Raw genomic sequence first — 14,437 nt, 5'->3', positions numbered from 1 at the left:
TGCCTACTGCGCGCCGGGGCGCACCAGCCCGCTCTCGTACGCGTACACCGCCGCCTGCACCCGGTCCCGCAGGCCCAGCTTGGTCAGCACATGACCCACATGTGTCTTCACGGTGGTCTCGCTGACGAACAGATCGGCGGCGATCTCCGCGTTCGACAACCCCCGGGCCACCAGCTTCAGCACCTCGACCTCACGGTCCGTCAGCGTGTGCAGGGTGTCCGGCACCGGCTCGTCGCCCGACGGCAGATGCTCCGCGTACTTGTCGAGAAGCCGGCGCGTGATACTCGGCGCGAGCATCGCCTCGCCGCCCGCCACCACCCGGATCGCCTGCACCAGTTCATTGGCCGGCGCGTCCTTCAGCAGAAACCCGCTGGCACCCGCGCGCAGCGCCTCCACCACGTACTCGTCCAGATCGAACGTGGTCAGCACCAGCACCTTCGCCGGACCGTCCCGCCCGGGCCCGGTGATCTGCCGGGTCGCCTCCACCCCGTCCATCCGCGGCATCCGGATGTCCATCAGCACCACATCGGGCTGCAGCGCCCGCACCTGGTCGAGTGCCTGCAGACCGTCTCCGGCCTCCCCGACGACCGCGATGTCCTGCTCCGCCTCCAGAATCATCCGGAAGCCGGTACGCAGCAGCGGCTGGTCGTCCACCAGTAGGACCCGGACGGCCACGAACGTCTCCTTCGCTAGGGCCTGTCCCCGTGGAACAGGCCGGCTTCGGGCCCCCGCGGCCCCGGCCCGACCCACAGGACAGGCCCCTAGGTCGCGTCCGGGCCCATTCTGCCCTGTCCGCCCCCGGCCGACTCGGGTGACCTCACCTGGAGGGGGTACGGCGGGGGAGTACCGCCGAACTCGGGACACACCGCCTGGTGATCGCACCAGCCGCACAGCTTGGTCGGCCGGGGCCGCCACTCACCGGTCTCCGTGGCCAGCCGGATCGCCTCCCACAGCGCGAGCAGCTTGCGCTCCACCCGCTCCAGATCCGCCACCACCGGGTCGTACGTCAGCACGTCACCGCTGCCGAGATAGACGAGCTGCAGCCGCCGCGGCACCACCTGCTTCAGCCGCCACACCACCAGCGCGTAGAACTTCATCTGGAACAGCGCGCCCTCGGCGTACTCGGGCCGGGGCGCCTTGCCCGTCTTGTAGTCGACGATCCGCACCTCCCCGGTGGGCGCCACATCCACCCGGTCGATGATCCCGCGCAGCCTGAGCCCCGACTCCAGCTCCGCCTCCACGAACAGCTCCCGCTCGGCGGGCTCCAGACGCGTCGGGTCCTCCAGCGTGAACCAGCGCTCCACCAGCCGCTCCGCCTCGGCCAGCCAGCGCGCCAGCCGCTCCCCCTCCGCGTCGTCCGCGAACAGCTCCACGACCTCCGGCCGGGTCTCCCGCAGCCGGTCCCACTGCCCGGGCACCAGCGACTTGGCCCGCGGCGCCGTCCGCTCCACCGCCGGCGCGTCGAAGAGTCTCTCCAGCACCGCGTGCACCAGCGTCCCGCGCGTCGCCGCCTCGCTCGGCTTCTCCGGCAGCCGGTCGATCACCCGGAACCGGTACAGCAGCGGGCACTGCATGAAGTCGCTGGCGCGCGACGGCGACAGCGAGGCAGGCGGTGCGGGGGCCCGCACGGCGGGACGCTCGCCGTCACCGCCCACGGGAACGGCGGGGGTGCCGTCGGTGCTGGTTTCCATGACCCCAGACCATACGGCCCACCACTGACAGTGACAGCCACGGGCCCGTCCCCGCCGATCCGCACCCCGCACGGCGACACCCGTGTGTCCGGTGCGACGCGGGGGAAAACAGAGGGGGTGCCGGGGCGGAACGCGTCCCGGTGACCGCATAGCATCGACCGCAGACCCTTCCGCCCGGCCACCGGGCGCGGAAGGCGCTTCGAACGAGGGGACATCGTGGAGACGAGCGGCGGGAGCGGGCAGCCGCGGTCCGACAGCGACCGGGCGCCGGAGCACGCACACCGCGACACGACCGAGCCACCGGCGGAGCACGGCACCACCGAGGAACCCGCCGCCGCCGAAACCCCTGGCGCCCCCGACACCCAGAACCCGACGGACCCCCCGAAGCCTTCGGCCCCCTCGCCCTCGACGGACACCCCCGAGGCCGAGCCGCCCACGCCCCCGGCGGACACCCCCGCGCACGAGTCGCCCACGCCCGCGGCGGACGACCCGTCGCCGGACACCGGGACCGAACCGTGGGCGACCCCGCCCTCCCCGGCCGATCTCCACAAGGCGCCGGCGGACGACCCGGAGCGCACGGCGGCCTCCCCGCGCCCCCACGCCCACGCGGACGCCGCCCCCAAGCCTCCCGAGCGCCCCAAGGAGCCCGGCGGCGGCATCCTCATGGGCCGCCCCTTCGGCGTCCCCGTCTACGTCGCCCCCAGCTGGTTCCTCGTCGCCGCCCTGATCACCTGGGTCTTCGGCGGACAACTCGACCGCGTCCTGCCCGAACTCGGCGCCCTCCGCTACCTCGTCGCCCTCTTCTTCGCGATCGCCTTCTACGCCTCCGTACTCGTCCACGAACTCGCCCACACCATCGCCGCCCTGCGCTACAAACTGCCGGTGCGCCGCATCCAGCTCCAGTTCTTCGGCGGTGTCTCCGAGATCGAGAAGGAGTCCGAGACCCCCGGCCGCGAATTCGTCCTCGCCTTCGTCGGCCCCCTGCTCTCCCTGGTCCTCGCGGGTGTCTTCTACGTCGCCCTGCTCGCCGTCGAGCCCGGCACCGTCCCCGGCGTCCTCCTCGCCGGCCTGATGATCTCCAACCTCATCGTGGCCGCGTTCAACCTCCTCCCCGGCCTGCCCCTCGACGGCGGCCGCATGCTCCGCGCCGTCGTCTGGAAGATCACCGGCAAGCCCATGACCGGCACCATCGCCGCCGCCTGGGTCGGCCGCGCCCTCGCCGTCTCCGTCCTCGTCGGACTGCCGCTGCTCACCCAGTCCGGCCTGCTCGGCGCCGCCGCCGAGGACAGCGTCGGCATGGACACCGTCCTGGACGCCCTGCTCGCCGCGATCCTCGCCGCCATCATCTGGACCGGCGCCGGCAACAGCCTCCGCATGGCCCGCCTGCGCGAACACCTGCCCGAACTCCAGGCCCGCGCCCTCACCCGCCGAGCCGTCCCCGTGGAGACCGACACCCCCCTGTCCGAGGCCCTCCGCCGCGCCAACGAGGCCGGCGCCCGCGCCCTCGTCGTCGTCGACCCCGACGGCGAACCCCTCTCCCTCGTCCGCGAGGCCGCCATCGTCGGCGTCCCCGAACACCGCCGCCCCTGGGTCGCCGTCAGCGGCCTCGCCCAGGACCTCACCGACGGCATGCGCGTCTCCGCCGAGCTGGCCGGCGAGGACCTCCTCGACGCCCTCCGCGCGGCCCCCGCCACCGAATACCTCGTGGTCGAGAACTCCGGCGAGATCTACGGCGTCCTGTCCGCGGCGGACGTGGAACGCGCCTTCGTGAAGGCGATGGCACGGCCCAGCTGAGCCCCCGGGCACCATGGTCAGCGCCCTCCCCGGGGACCGGTAGGGTGGGTCACATGTCCGAACCGACCGGTGCCGCCCGCCGTCGCGGGCCCTTCAAGGTCGGGGACCAGGTCCAGCTCACCGACCCCAAGGGACGCCACTACACGTTCACGCTCGAAGAGGGAAAGAACTTCCACACCCACAAGGGTTCCTTCCCGCACGACGAGCTGATCGGCGCTCCCGAGGGCAGTGTTGTCCGCACCACGGGGAACGTCGCCTACCTGGCGCTCCGCCCCCTGCTCCCCGACTACGTCCTGTCCATGCCCCGCGGCGCCGCCGTGGTCTACCCCAAGGACGCGGGGCAGATCCTCGCCTTCGCCGACATCTTCCCCGGCGCCCGCGTCGTCGAGGCCGGCGTCGGCTCCGGCTCGCTCAGCAGCTTCCTGCTGCGCGCCATCGGCGACCAGGGCATGCTGCACAGCTACGAGCGCCGCGCGGACTTCGCCGAGATCGCCCAGGCCAACGTGGAGCGCTACTTCGGCGGCCCCCACCCCGCCTGGCAGCTCACCGTCGGCGACCTCCAGGACAACCTCAGCGACACCGAGGTCGACCGCGTCGTCCTCGACATGCTCGCCCCCTGGGAGTGCCTGGAGGCCGTCTCCAAGGCCCTCGTCCCCGGCGGCATCGTCTGCTGCTACGTGGCCACCACCACCCAGCTCGCCCGGACCGTCGAGTCCATCCGCGAGATCGGCTGCTTCAACGAGCCGAGCGCCTGGGAGTCGATGATCCGCAACTGGCACATCGAGGGCCTCGCCGTCCGCCCCGACCACCGCATGATCGGCCACACCGGCTTCCTGCTCACCGCCCGCCGCCTCGCCGACGGCGTCGAGCCCCCCATGCGCCGCCGCCGCCCCTCCAAGGGCGCCTACGGCGAGGACTACACCGGCCCCAACGCCGACGGCGGCTCCGGCCGCTGACCGAGACGCATCACGAACGCGCCCTTGACGTGGCCGAGTTCCCCGCAGCGCCCGGGAACTCGGCCACGGCGCTTTCCCGTTGACGCACCACCGAAAAGCTGCGGGAACCACGTACCCCACCGTTCCACCCCTCTGTGACGTGTGGCACCATGCGGGTCATCCCAACCGGCACAGCACCCTCAGGAGACGCTCCTAGTGCAGCAATCCGCCGTCCCGGAACTGGCACACGCGCACACCCGCCCCATCCACTGGCTCGCCACGGCCACCGCCCTCGCCGGCGTCGTCGCCCTGTCGTCCGCCCTCCAGCCCGACGCGGCGAGAGCGGCCCAGCCCGTTCCGAAAGCGGCCCCGGCCCCGGCGATCGTGGCGGCCCCCGACCCCGCCGAGGTCGACCTCCCGCTCGACTGCGGACCCGTCGGCGTCGTCGTGAAGAAGAAGGGCTCCGGGGACCTCGACGGGGACGGCCGACCCGAGACCGTGGCCGTCGTCCACTGCGACGCCAGCATGGGCACCCCGCCCGACGGCGTGTACGTCCTCACCCGCTCCACCGACGCCGCGCGGCCCCGGGTCGTCGCCACCCTGGTGAACCCCGAGGACCGCACGACCGTCTCCGACTTCGCCGTCCGTGACGCCGTCGTCACCGCGACCCTGCACGGCTACTCGTCGCCCGAGGTGCCCAACTGCTGCCCCGACGTCACGGACCCCGTCAAGTGGCAGTGGAAGAACGGGGCGTTCGTACGCTCCACGCCCGCAGGAGAACAAAGCGTCTGACACCGCCCGCCGCCGGGCGAACGGGAAGTGATCACCCGGCAAACGCGGTGTGAGAAAGCAGACAGGCGGCGACGCGGAGTGGTCGCGAGGTCACTCCGCGTCAGGTCCGAAGACCTCGACGCTGTCCGAAACGCGACGTACATGGATGCACTCGCCCGGACATTCCTTCGCGGAGTCCACCACATCCGTGAGAAGCGGCAGCGGAACGGGCGTTGTGGCCCCCGGGGCCTGCAGCAACTCGTCCCCCGGGCTCTTCACATAGGCCAGCCCGTCGATGTCCAGCTCGAACACCTCGGGCGCGTACTGGACGCAGATGCCGTCACCGGTGCAGAGATCCTGGTCGATCCAGACCTCCAGCGCCTCCGCCTCGGCCCCGGCCTCCTGCTGCACGGTCATCTCTCCTGCCGTCTCATTCACCGAGCCGGTCGGGAACGATGCAGGCTCGGACGGGTGTTGAACACTTCGACCCTACCCGGGGCGGCTTCCCCATCATGTTCGGTGGGTATCCCCTTGACGTGAGGGAGAGCGCAAGGGTGAAGATCGGACACACCCCGACCGTCTTTGTGATCTAGGGGTTTCAATCGACACCCACCCAGGTAGGGTCTGGAAGCGTCCAGCTCCCCTTGGAGGAGGTGAGGACCGTGGCAGCCCACGACGACGACATGAACCGCGGCATCCGCCCGGGACGAGGGTCCGACGACCCGGCCGGGCAGATTGCCTACCTTGAGCAGGAGATCGCCGTCCTGCGACGCAAGCTCGCCGACTCTCCGCGACACACGAGGATTCTCGAAGAGCGGATCGTCGAGCTGCAGACCAATCTGGCCGGCGTGTCCGCACAGAACGAGCGGCTCGCCAACACACTCCGTGAGGCCCGCGACCAGATCGTGGCCCTCAAGGAGGAAGTCGACCGGCTCGCACAGCCGCCGGCCGGCTTCGGTGTCTTCCTCACGGCGAACGAGGACGGCACGGCCGACATCTTCACCGGAGGCCGAAAGCTCCGGGTGAACGTCAGCCCCAGCGTCGACCTGGAAGACCTCCGGCGCGGCCAGGAAGTAATGCTCAACGAAGCGCTCAACGTGGTCGAGGCCATGGAGTTCGAGAGCGTCGGTGACATCGTCACCCTCAAGGAGATCCTCGAGGACGGCGAGCGCGCACTGGTACAGGGACACACCGACGAGGAGCGGGTGGTGCGGCTCGCCGAGCCGCTGCTGGACATCACCATCCGCCCCGGCGACGCCCTCCTTCTCGAACCCCGTTCCGGCTATGTCTACGAAGTCGTTCCGAAGAGCGAGGTCGAGGAACTCGTCCTCGAAGAGGTCCCGGACATCGGGTACGAGCAGATCGGTGGCCTCGGCAACCAGATCGAGATGATCCGCGACGCCGTCGAGCTCCCCTACCTCTACCCGGACCTGTTCAAGGAGCACGAACTGCGCCCGCCCAAGGGCGTCCTGCTCTACGGACCCCCCGGATGCGGCAAGACGCTCATCGCCAAGGCCGTGGCCAACTCACTGGCCAAGAAGGTCGCCGAAGTCACCGGCCAGGCCCAGGGCAAGAGCTTCTTCCTCAACATCAAGGGCCCCGAACTCCTCAACAAGTACGTCGGCGAGACCGAGCGGCAGATCCGCCTCGTCTTCCAGCGTGCGAGGGAGAAGGCCAGCGAGGGCACCCCCGTCATCGTCTTCTTCGACGAGATGGAATCCCTCTTCCGCACCCGCGGCTCCGGTGTCAGCTCGGACGTGGAGAACACCATCGTCCCGCAGCTGCTCGCCGAGATCGACGGCGTGGAAGGCCTGCAGAACGTCGTGGTCATCGGCGCCTCCAACCGCGAGGACATGATCGACCCCGCCATCCTGCGCCCCGGCCGGCTCGACGTGAAGATCAAGATCGAGCGTCCCGACGCCGAAGCGGCCAAGGACATCTTCCAGAAGTACCTCACCGAGCGTCTCCCGCTGCACACGGACGACGTCGGCGAACACGGCGGCTCCAAGGCCACCACCGTCCAGAGCATGATCCAGACGGCAGTGGAACACATGTACGCCGAGTCCGAGGAGAACCGCTTCCTGGAAGTCACCTACGCCAACGGAGACAAGGAAGTCCTCTACTTCAAGGACTTCAACTCCGGCGCCATGATCGAGAACATCGTCGGCCGCGCCAAGAAAATGGCGATCAAGGACTTCCTCGACAAGAACCAGAAGGGTCTCCGCGTCTCCCACCTCCTCCAGGCCTGCGTGGACGAGTTCAAGGAGAACGAGGACCTGCCCAACACCACCAACCCGGACGACTGGGCCCGAATCTCCGGAAAGAAGGGCGAGCGGATCGTCTACATCCGTACCCTGATCACCGGAAAGCAGGGCGCCGACACCGGACGCTCCATCGACACGGTGGCGAACACCGGACAGTACCTGTAAAAGACAGGGCGGCTGCGGGTGCCCTCAGTGGGTACCCGCAGCCGACTGTTTTTCGGGTAAAGGCCGGAGCAAGGCAATGACGCAAATGATCTCCCCACCAGCGCAGAGCCGTTCTAGGCTCTTTCGTACCGCCGAGTCGCGCAGTGCGGGGACGGGCACCGCACACGCACCGGAGCGCCAGCGGTACTTGAGCAGCGTCCCCGACCGAGGACGCCGCCGGGCAAGGAGGGCCGCATGACCGTACGGCGAGTAATGGGCATCGAGACGGAGTACGGGATCTCCGTCCCCGGCCACCCCAATGCCAATGCCATGCTCACCTCGTCCCAGATCGTCAACGCCTACGCAGCGGCGATGCACCGGGCCCGCCGGGCCCGCTGGGACTTCGAGGAGGAGAATCCGCTGCGGGACGCGCGGGGCTTCGACCTCGCCCGCGAGGCCGCCGACTCCAGCCAGCTCACCGACGAGGACATCGGCCTCGCCAATGTCATCCTCACCAACGGCGCGCGGCTCTACGTCGACCACGCCCACCCCGAATACAGCGCCCCCGAGGTCACCAACCCACTGGACGCCGTCCTGTGGGACAAGGCCGGCGAACGCATCATGGCCGAGGCCGCCGAGCGCGCCGCCCAGCTCCCCGGCGCCCAGCCGATCCACCTCTACAAGAACAACACCGACAACAAGGGCGCCTCCTACGGCACGCACGAGAACTACCTGATGAAGCGGGAAACCGCCTTCTCGGACATCGTGCGCCACCTGACCCCGTTCTTCGTCTCCCGCCAGGTCTTCGCCGGCGCCGGACGCGTCGGCATCGGCCAGGACGGCCACGAACACGGCTTCCAGCTCAGCCAGCGCGCCGACTACTTCGAGGTGGAAGTCGGCCTGGAGACCACCCTCAAGCGCCCCATCATCAACACCCGCGACGAACCCCACGCGGACGCGGAGAAGTACCGCCGCCTCCACGTGATCATCGGCGACGCGAACCTCTCGGAGATCTCCACCTACCTGAAGCTGGGCACGACGGCCCTGGTCCTCTCCATGATCGAGGACGGCTTCATCGCCGTCGACCTGGCCGTCGACCAGCCCGTACGCACCCTCCACCAGGTCTCCCACGACCCGACCCTGCAACGCCTCATCACGCTGCGCAGCGGGCGCACCCTGACCGCCGTCCAGCTCCAGATGGAGTACTACGAGCTGTCGCGCAAGTACGTCGAGGAGCGGTTCGGAGCGGACGCGGACGACCAGACGAAGGACGTCCTGAGCCGGTGGGAAGACACCCTCAACCGCCTGGAGAACGACCCCATGAGCCTCTCCGGAGAGCTGGACTGGGTCGCCAAGCGGGAGCTGATGGAGGGCTACCGGCGCCGTGACAGCCTCGACTGGGACGCCGCCCGGCTCCACCTCGTGGACCTCCAGTACGCCGACGTACGCGCCGAGAAGGGCCTCTACAACCGTCTGGTGGCCCGCGGCAAGATGAAGCGGCTCCTGACCGAGCCGGACGTCGACCGGGCCCGTACGAAGCCGCCGGAGGACACCCGTGCGTACTTCCGCGGTCGCTGTCTGGAGCAGTACGCGGACGACGTCGCCGCGGCCTCCTGGGACTCGGTGATCTTCGACCTCCCGGGCCGCGACTCGCTCCAGCGCGTCCCAACCCTCGAACCGCTTCGCGGAACGCGAAATCACGTCAAGGAGCTCCTGGACCGCTGCCGCACGGCAGAAGACCTGGTCAGGGTCCTGTCGGGTCACTGAATCAGGCTTCAATCGTGATCAGCCGGGCAGGGTGGAAACAGCGGCGTCCGGGAATCATCGAGGTGGTCCCCGGACGTTGTGGAAACAACAGGGCCAATGTCAGACCCGGCTTGTAGGGTCTGATCATCACCGATCGGCAGGAATGCCGACCTGCCGACCATGTCGGGCAACAGAGCGGGGTGTGAGGGTTATGGCGACCAAGGACACCGGCGGAGGCCAGCAGAAGGCCACCCGTTCCACCGAGGAGACCGAGGCGGCGCCGGAGGCGCAGGCATCGGAGGACCTCAAGGAACGCCAGGAGAAGCTGAGCGACGACGTGGACTCGGTTCTGGACGAGATCGACGATGTCTTGGAAGAGAACGCTGAGGATTTCGTGAGGTCGTTCGTTCAAAAGGGTGGACAGTAATCTACATACGTGAACGAGCAGGGGTCGAAGAAGTGCTCGGCTTGCCAGCAGACACTTCCGGTCGGCGCATTCGCGAGCAACAGATCGAGGCCTGACGGGCTTCAGGCCAACTGTCGCGAATGCGCCGCCGAGTACTACAAGCGCCGCCAGGAGGCCAAGGGCAAGGCAGTGCGCGTCCGGGTTCCGGTTCCTCGTGGCCACAAGCGTTGCCCCCAGTGCCAGGAAGTGAAGCCCCACTCCGAGTGGGAACGTAACAAGTCCTCCTCGGACGGCTGGTCAAGCTATTGCCGCAAGTGCCGTGCGGAGCGAAACCGGATCAGCTACTTCAAGCGCAAGTACGGTCTCACTCCAGTCGAGTTGGACGCGATGGTCGCCGAGCAGCAAGGCATCTGTTGCATCTGTCTTGCTGCTCCGGCCGAGCATGTGGATCACTGCCACGAGACGGGTAGGGTCCGAGGCGTACTGTGCTTCAGCTGCAACGCGGCGCTGGGGCAGTTCAAGGATCGGCCCGACGTCATGAGGCGGGCTGCGACATACGTGGAAGGAAACGCGTGGAAGCCAACACTCGTAGCACCGGGCGTCTACCAGCTGCCTTCCTGACGCCTGGGTCGTCGTCCTTCATGGACTTCCTGTCGGACCACCAGCCGGAGCTGCTCCCCGGCAAGCGGCAGCTGCCGCCGACCCAGGGTGTCATCGAAGCTCCGCACGGCACGACGATCGTGGCCGTGACGTTCCCCGGCGGCGTGGTGCTCGCCGGTGACCGCCGGGCCACGATGGGGAACATGATCGCGCAGCGGGACATCGAGAAGGTGTTCCCCGCCGACGAGTACTCGGCCGTCGGGATCGCGGGCACGGCCGGCCTGGCCGTGGAGATGGTCAAGCTGTTCCAGCTGGAGCTGGAGCACTTCGAGAAGGTCGAGGGCGCCCAGCTCTCCCTGGAGGGCAAGGCGAACCGGCTCTCCACCATGATCCGTTCCAACCTGGGCATGGCCATGCAGGGCCTGGCCGTGGTCCCGCTCTTCGCCGGTTACGACGTGGACCGCGACAAGGGCCGCATCTTCTCCTACGACGTGACGGGCGGCCGTTCCGAGGAGAGCGGGTACGCGGCCACCGGCTCCGGCTCGATCTTCGCGCGCGGCGCCATGAAGAAGCTGTTCCGTGCCGACCTCTCCGAGGACGAGGCCACGACCCTCGTGATCCAGGCCCTGTACGACGCGGCGGACGACGACTCGGCGACCGGTGGTCCCGATGTGGCCCGCCGGATCTACCCCATCGTCACCGTGATCACCGAGGACGGCTTCCGCCGGCTCACCGACGAGGAGTCCTCCGACATCGCCCGCTCGATCCTGGAGCGGCGCCTGGAGCAGCCCGACGGCCCCCGCGCCGCCCTGCTCTAGCCGACCGAGCCGGCCGGACGGCCCCCTTATCAAGGTGATCCAGTGACTTCGACAGAAAGGGACGGATAACCGGTGTCGACTCCGTTCTATGTCTCACCCCAGCAGGCGATGGCCGACCGGGCGGAGTACGCCCGCAAGGGCATCGCCCGCGGCCGCAGCCTGGTCGTGCTGCAGTACGCCGACGGCATCGTCTTCGTCGGCGAGAACCCGTCCCGCGCGCTGCACAAGTTCAGCGAGATCTACGACCGGATCGGCTTCGCGGCCGCCGGCAAGTACAACGAGTACGAGAACCTGCGGATCGGCGGTGTGCGCTACGCCGACCTCCGCGGCTACACCTACGACCGTGACGACGTGACCGCCCGTGGTCTCGCCAACGTCTACGCCCAGACGCTGGGCACGATCTTCTCCTCGGCGGCCGAGAAGCCGTACGAGGTGGAGCTGGTCGTGGCCGAGGTGGGGGAGACCCCCGAGGGCGACCAGATCTATCGGCTGCCGCACGACGGTTCGATCGTGGACGAGCACGGCTCGGTCGCGGTCGGCGGCAACGCCGAGCAGATCAGCAGCTATCTGGACCAGCGCCACCAGGACGGCGTGTCCCTGGCGGAGGCCCTGAAGCTCGCCGTGCAGGCCCTGTCCCGCGACACCAACGGCACCGAGCGGGAGATCCCCGCCGAGCGCCTCGAAGTCGCCGTCCTCGACCGCACCCGCCCGCAGCAGCGCAAGTTCAAGCGCATCGTCGGCCGTCAGCTGGACCGTCTCCTGGAGACCGACGGCGCCGCCACCGAGGCCGAGAGCGCCGAGGAAGACGAGTAGCGGCACCCGTCTCACCCCGCCCGTAGTGCGCCCCGGCCTGTCCCGGCCGGGGCGCACGGCGTCTCTCAGGCCCCTGGGGGTGCCGTGGACCCCCGCACCACCAGCTCCACGGGAATGTCCCCCTCCACCGGCGTACGCCCCTCCAGGACGGCCAGCAGCGCCTCCATGCCGCGCTCCCCGAACAGCTCCGCGTCGAGTCGTACGGTCGTCAGCTCGGGGTCGAGTGCCGTGGCGAGGGCGAGGTCGTCGAGGCCGGTCACGGAGACGTCCTCCGGTACCCGCAGCCCGAGCCGGCGCGCGGCCTTGTAGACCCCGGCGGCCAGTTTGTCGTCGTCACAGACCACCGCGGTCGGGCGGCCGTCGCCGCCAGGCGCGGCGAGCGCCGTCTCGGCGGCGGACAGCGCTCCCTCGATGGAGATCGGCGCGGCGGCCGTACGCAGGGAGGTGCCCGGCACCGAGCCCACGCGCGCCGCCAGTTCACGCGCGCGGACGTTGAAGGTCCAGGAGGGGACGGCGGCGGCCAGGTGCAGGAACCGGCGGTGGCCCAGTGCGAGCAGGTGTTCGGCGACCTGGCGGACCCCGTCGCGGATGTCGAGGTTGACGGTGGCGGCGCCGAGGCTGCCTTCGGGGTCGCTGTCCAGCATCACCAGCGGGAGCTGGTCGCCCCGGATCGCGGTGAGCGCGTCGGCCGCCATGGACGAGGCGATCACGCCGTCCAGCGCGGCCTGCGCGGAGGCGAAGGGGTCGCGGGCGGGGCCGACGCCCTCGGGGGAGGGGTAGAGCACGACGCCGAAGCCGTGGCGGGCGGCGACCCGGGCGGCGCCCGTGTAGACGCCGGCGAAGAACTCGGTCGTGAGGGCGGGGACGACGAGGAGCACGGTGCGGGTGCGGCCGAGGCGGAGGTTGCGGGCGGCGAGGTTGGGCCGGTAGCCCAGTTCGCGCGCGGCCTCGCGGACGCGTTCGGCGGTGGTCTCCGAGACCCGGCCGCGCCATTTGTCGCCGAGGACCAGGGAGACGGCCGCCTGGGAGACGCCGGCGGCCTGGGCGACGTCACGGCTCGTGGGGCGCGTACTGCTTCGTGCCACCGTCGGCCTGCTCCCTCGTCTGGACTCGTGGACAGGGCACATGGTACGTATGGAGAAGGACGTTATACGTAACACGTCGCTCGCGAGAGCCCATCGAGAGGCAGGACATGGCCGCCGGATATCTCGACATCCTCAGGACACGGCACGCCGCGCGGCTGCTGGCAGGGACGCTGGTGGGCCGGCTGCCGAACGCCACCGCCGCGATCGCGATCGTGCTCTTCGTGCGCGCGGAGGGCGGCACCTACAGCCTCGCGGGCGCGCTGGCGGCCGTGTACGGCCTGTCCAACGCCGTCGGGCAGCCCCTGCTGGGACGCCTGGTGGACCTGTGCGGGCAGCCGCGCGTGCAGCTGCCCGCGGCCGTCGTCTCGGCCCTCGCCATGGTCGTCTTCGCGTTGTCGGGGCTGGATCCGCTGCCGGTGGCGTATCTCGCGACGGCCGTCGCCGGGCTGTTCACGCCGCCGCTGGAGGGCGGGCTGCGGGCCCTGTGGTCCACGGTCCTGCGCAAGGAGGAGCAGGTGCACACGGCGTACGCGATGGACGCCGTGGCCCAGGAGGTCATGTTCACCGTCGGGCCGCTGCTGGTGACGCTGTGCGTGGCGCTGTGGTCGGCGTCGGCGGCGCTGGTGGTGCTGAGCGTCATCGGGGTGCTGGGGGCGCTGTGGGTGGTCGTCTCGCCGCCCTCGCGGGCCTGGCGTTCCGCTCCGCGCGAGGCGCACTGGCTGGGCGCGCTGCGCTCACCCGGGCTGCTGGCGCTCCTCGCCGCGTTCCTCTTCGTCGGTGTCGCGCTCGGCTCGATCACCGTCGCCGCCGTCTCGTACGCGGACGACAACGGCGGGGACGCCGTCTACGGCTGGCTGATGGCGGGTGTCGGGCTGGGCGCGCTGCTCGGTGGTACGGCGTACGGCGCGCGGCGGTGGAGCGGGGCGCCGGAGCGGCGGTTGCAGGTGCTGGTGGCGCTGCTGGCGGTCTGTTACGTGCCGCTGACGCTGATGCCGGGTCCGGTGGGGATGACGGGGCTGACGACGCTCGCGGGTGTGTTCCTGGCGCCGGCCATCGCCTGTGTGTTCGTGCTCGTCGACCGGCACGCGCCGCGGGGGACGGTCACCGAGGCGTTCTCGTGGATCGTGACGACGTTCACGGTGGGCCAGTCGGTCGGAACGGCGGTCGCGGGGCCGGTCGTCGAGTGGGGCGGGACGCTGTGGGGGTTCGTGGTGCCGGGTGCCGCGGGGGCCGTGTCGTTGCTGGTGCTGCTGGCCACGGGGCGGGTCCTCGCCGTTCCCTCCGAGGGTGCGGTGGTTGCGGTCTCATCGGAAAATGATCCAAACCGTGCTGCCGAACCCCGTTTCAGCTCGGTGGATCGGGCGTAATGT

The 14,437-nt window shown here is 69.9% G+C and carries 14 protein-coding genes; 10 read left to right on the top strand and 4 right to left on the bottom strand.

Annotated elements, in window-relative coordinates; all coding sequences use genetic code 11:
* Window positions 1-3: 3 nt before the first annotated feature.
* On the bottom strand, window positions 4-675 hold the full coding sequence (locus tag ACZ7MG_RS35300; protein WP_005485214.1) for a response regulator: 672 nt from the start codon (window positions 673-675) through the stop codon (window positions 4-6).
* A gap of 86 nt (window positions 676-761) precedes the next feature.
* A complete protein-coding gene (locus ACZ7MG_RS35295) occupies window positions 762-1,691 on the bottom strand; it encodes a RecB family exonuclease (protein ID WP_471389314.1) in 930 nt (309 codons plus the stop codon).
* A 216-nt stretch (window positions 1,692-1,907) separates the two neighbouring features.
* Between ACZ7MG_RS35295 and ACZ7MG_RS35290 the strand changes: the two genes are divergently transcribed.
* The 3 genes from ACZ7MG_RS35290 to ACZ7MG_RS35280 all read left to right on the top strand — a co-directional run bounded on the left by ACZ7MG_RS35290 (window position 1,908) and on the right by ACZ7MG_RS35280 (window position 5,212).
* A complete protein-coding gene (locus ACZ7MG_RS35290; RefSeq protein ID WP_471389317.1) occupies window positions 1,908-3,485 on the top strand; it encodes a site-2 protease family protein in 1,578 nt (525 codons plus the stop codon).
* A gap of 53 nt (window positions 3,486-3,538) precedes the next feature.
* Window positions 3,539-4,441: a tRNA (adenine-N1)-methyltransferase gene (locus tag ACZ7MG_RS35285; protein WP_471389320.1), complete on the top strand. Its 903-nt coding sequence runs from the start codon at window positions 3,539-3,541 to the stop codon at window positions 4,439-4,441.
* Window positions 4,442-4,636: 195 nt separating this feature from the next.
* Window positions 4,637-5,212: a hypothetical protein gene (locus ACZ7MG_RS35280; protein ID WP_471389322.1), complete on the top strand. Its 576-nt coding sequence runs from the start codon at window positions 4,637-4,639 to the stop codon at window positions 5,210-5,212.
* Between the two features lie 90 nt (window positions 5,213-5,302).
* On the opposite strand, the gene ACZ7MG_RS35275 is transcribed toward ACZ7MG_RS35280, so the two are convergent.
* Window positions 5,303-5,608: a ferredoxin gene (locus ACZ7MG_RS35275; protein ID WP_471389325.1), complete on the bottom strand. Its 306-nt coding sequence runs from the start codon at window positions 5,606-5,608 to the stop codon at window positions 5,303-5,305.
* A 245-nt stretch (window positions 5,609-5,853) separates the two neighbouring features.
* Between ACZ7MG_RS35275 and arc the strand changes: the two genes are divergently transcribed.
* The 6 genes from arc (at window position 5,854) to prcA (ending at window position 11,982) form a co-directional block, all read left to right on the top strand.
* On the top strand, window positions 5,854-7,620 hold the full coding sequence (arc, locus tag ACZ7MG_RS35270; protein WP_471389328.1) for a proteasome ATPase: 1,767 nt from the start codon (window positions 5,854-5,856) through the stop codon (window positions 7,618-7,620).
* A gap of 234 nt (window positions 7,621-7,854) precedes the next feature.
* Window positions 7,855-9,366: a depupylase/deamidase Dop gene (gene dop, locus ACZ7MG_RS35265; protein WP_471389331.1), complete on the top strand. Its 1,512-nt coding sequence runs from the start codon at window positions 7,855-7,857 to the stop codon at window positions 9,364-9,366.
* A gap of 190 nt (window positions 9,367-9,556) precedes the next feature.
* On the top strand, window positions 9,557-9,772 hold the full coding sequence (locus tag ACZ7MG_RS35260) for a ubiquitin-like protein Pup (RefSeq protein ID WP_045557092.1): 216 nt from the start codon (window positions 9,557-9,559) through the stop codon (window positions 9,770-9,772).
* Window positions 9,773-9,781: 9 nt separating this feature from the next.
* Window positions 9,782-10,372: an endonuclease VII domain-containing protein gene (locus ACZ7MG_RS35255; RefSeq protein ID WP_471389335.1), complete on the top strand. Its 591-nt coding sequence runs from the start codon at window positions 9,782-9,784 to the stop codon at window positions 10,370-10,372.
* On the top strand, window positions 10,324-11,169 hold the full coding sequence (gene prcB / locus ACZ7MG_RS35250; protein WP_471389338.1) for a proteasome subunit beta: 846 nt from the start codon (window positions 10,324-10,326) through the stop codon (window positions 11,167-11,169). The genes ACZ7MG_RS35255 and prcB overlap by 49 nt, the downstream gene beginning before the upstream one ends.
* Window positions 11,170-11,241: 72 nt before the next feature.
* A complete protein-coding gene (gene prcA / locus ACZ7MG_RS35245) occupies window positions 11,242-11,982 on the top strand; it encodes a proteasome subunit alpha (protein ID WP_471389341.1) in 741 nt (246 codons plus the stop codon).
* A 65-nt stretch (window positions 11,983-12,047) separates the two neighbouring features.
* Here prcA and ACZ7MG_RS35240 read toward each other — a convergent pair whose 3' ends face one another.
* Window positions 12,048-13,067, bottom strand: a complete 1,020-nt coding sequence (locus ACZ7MG_RS35240) for a LacI family DNA-binding transcriptional regulator (protein WP_471389343.1) — start codon at window positions 13,065-13,067, stop codon at window positions 12,048-12,050.
* A gap of 107 nt (window positions 13,068-13,174) precedes the next feature.
* Here ACZ7MG_RS35240 and ACZ7MG_RS35235 point away from each other — a divergent pair, with 107 nt between their 5' ends.
* Window positions 13,175-14,434, top strand: coding sequence for an MFS transporter (locus tag ACZ7MG_RS35235; protein ID WP_471389346.1), 1,260 nt, complete (start codon window positions 13,175-13,177; stop codon window positions 14,432-14,434).
* Window positions 14,435-14,437 lie beyond the last annotated feature (3 nt).

It is taken from the genome of Streptomyces sp. NPDC107538, from assembly GCF_055657445.1.
Note: the sequence above shows the minus strand (reverse complement) of the source record. Positions and strands in the feature narration are given on the sequence as shown.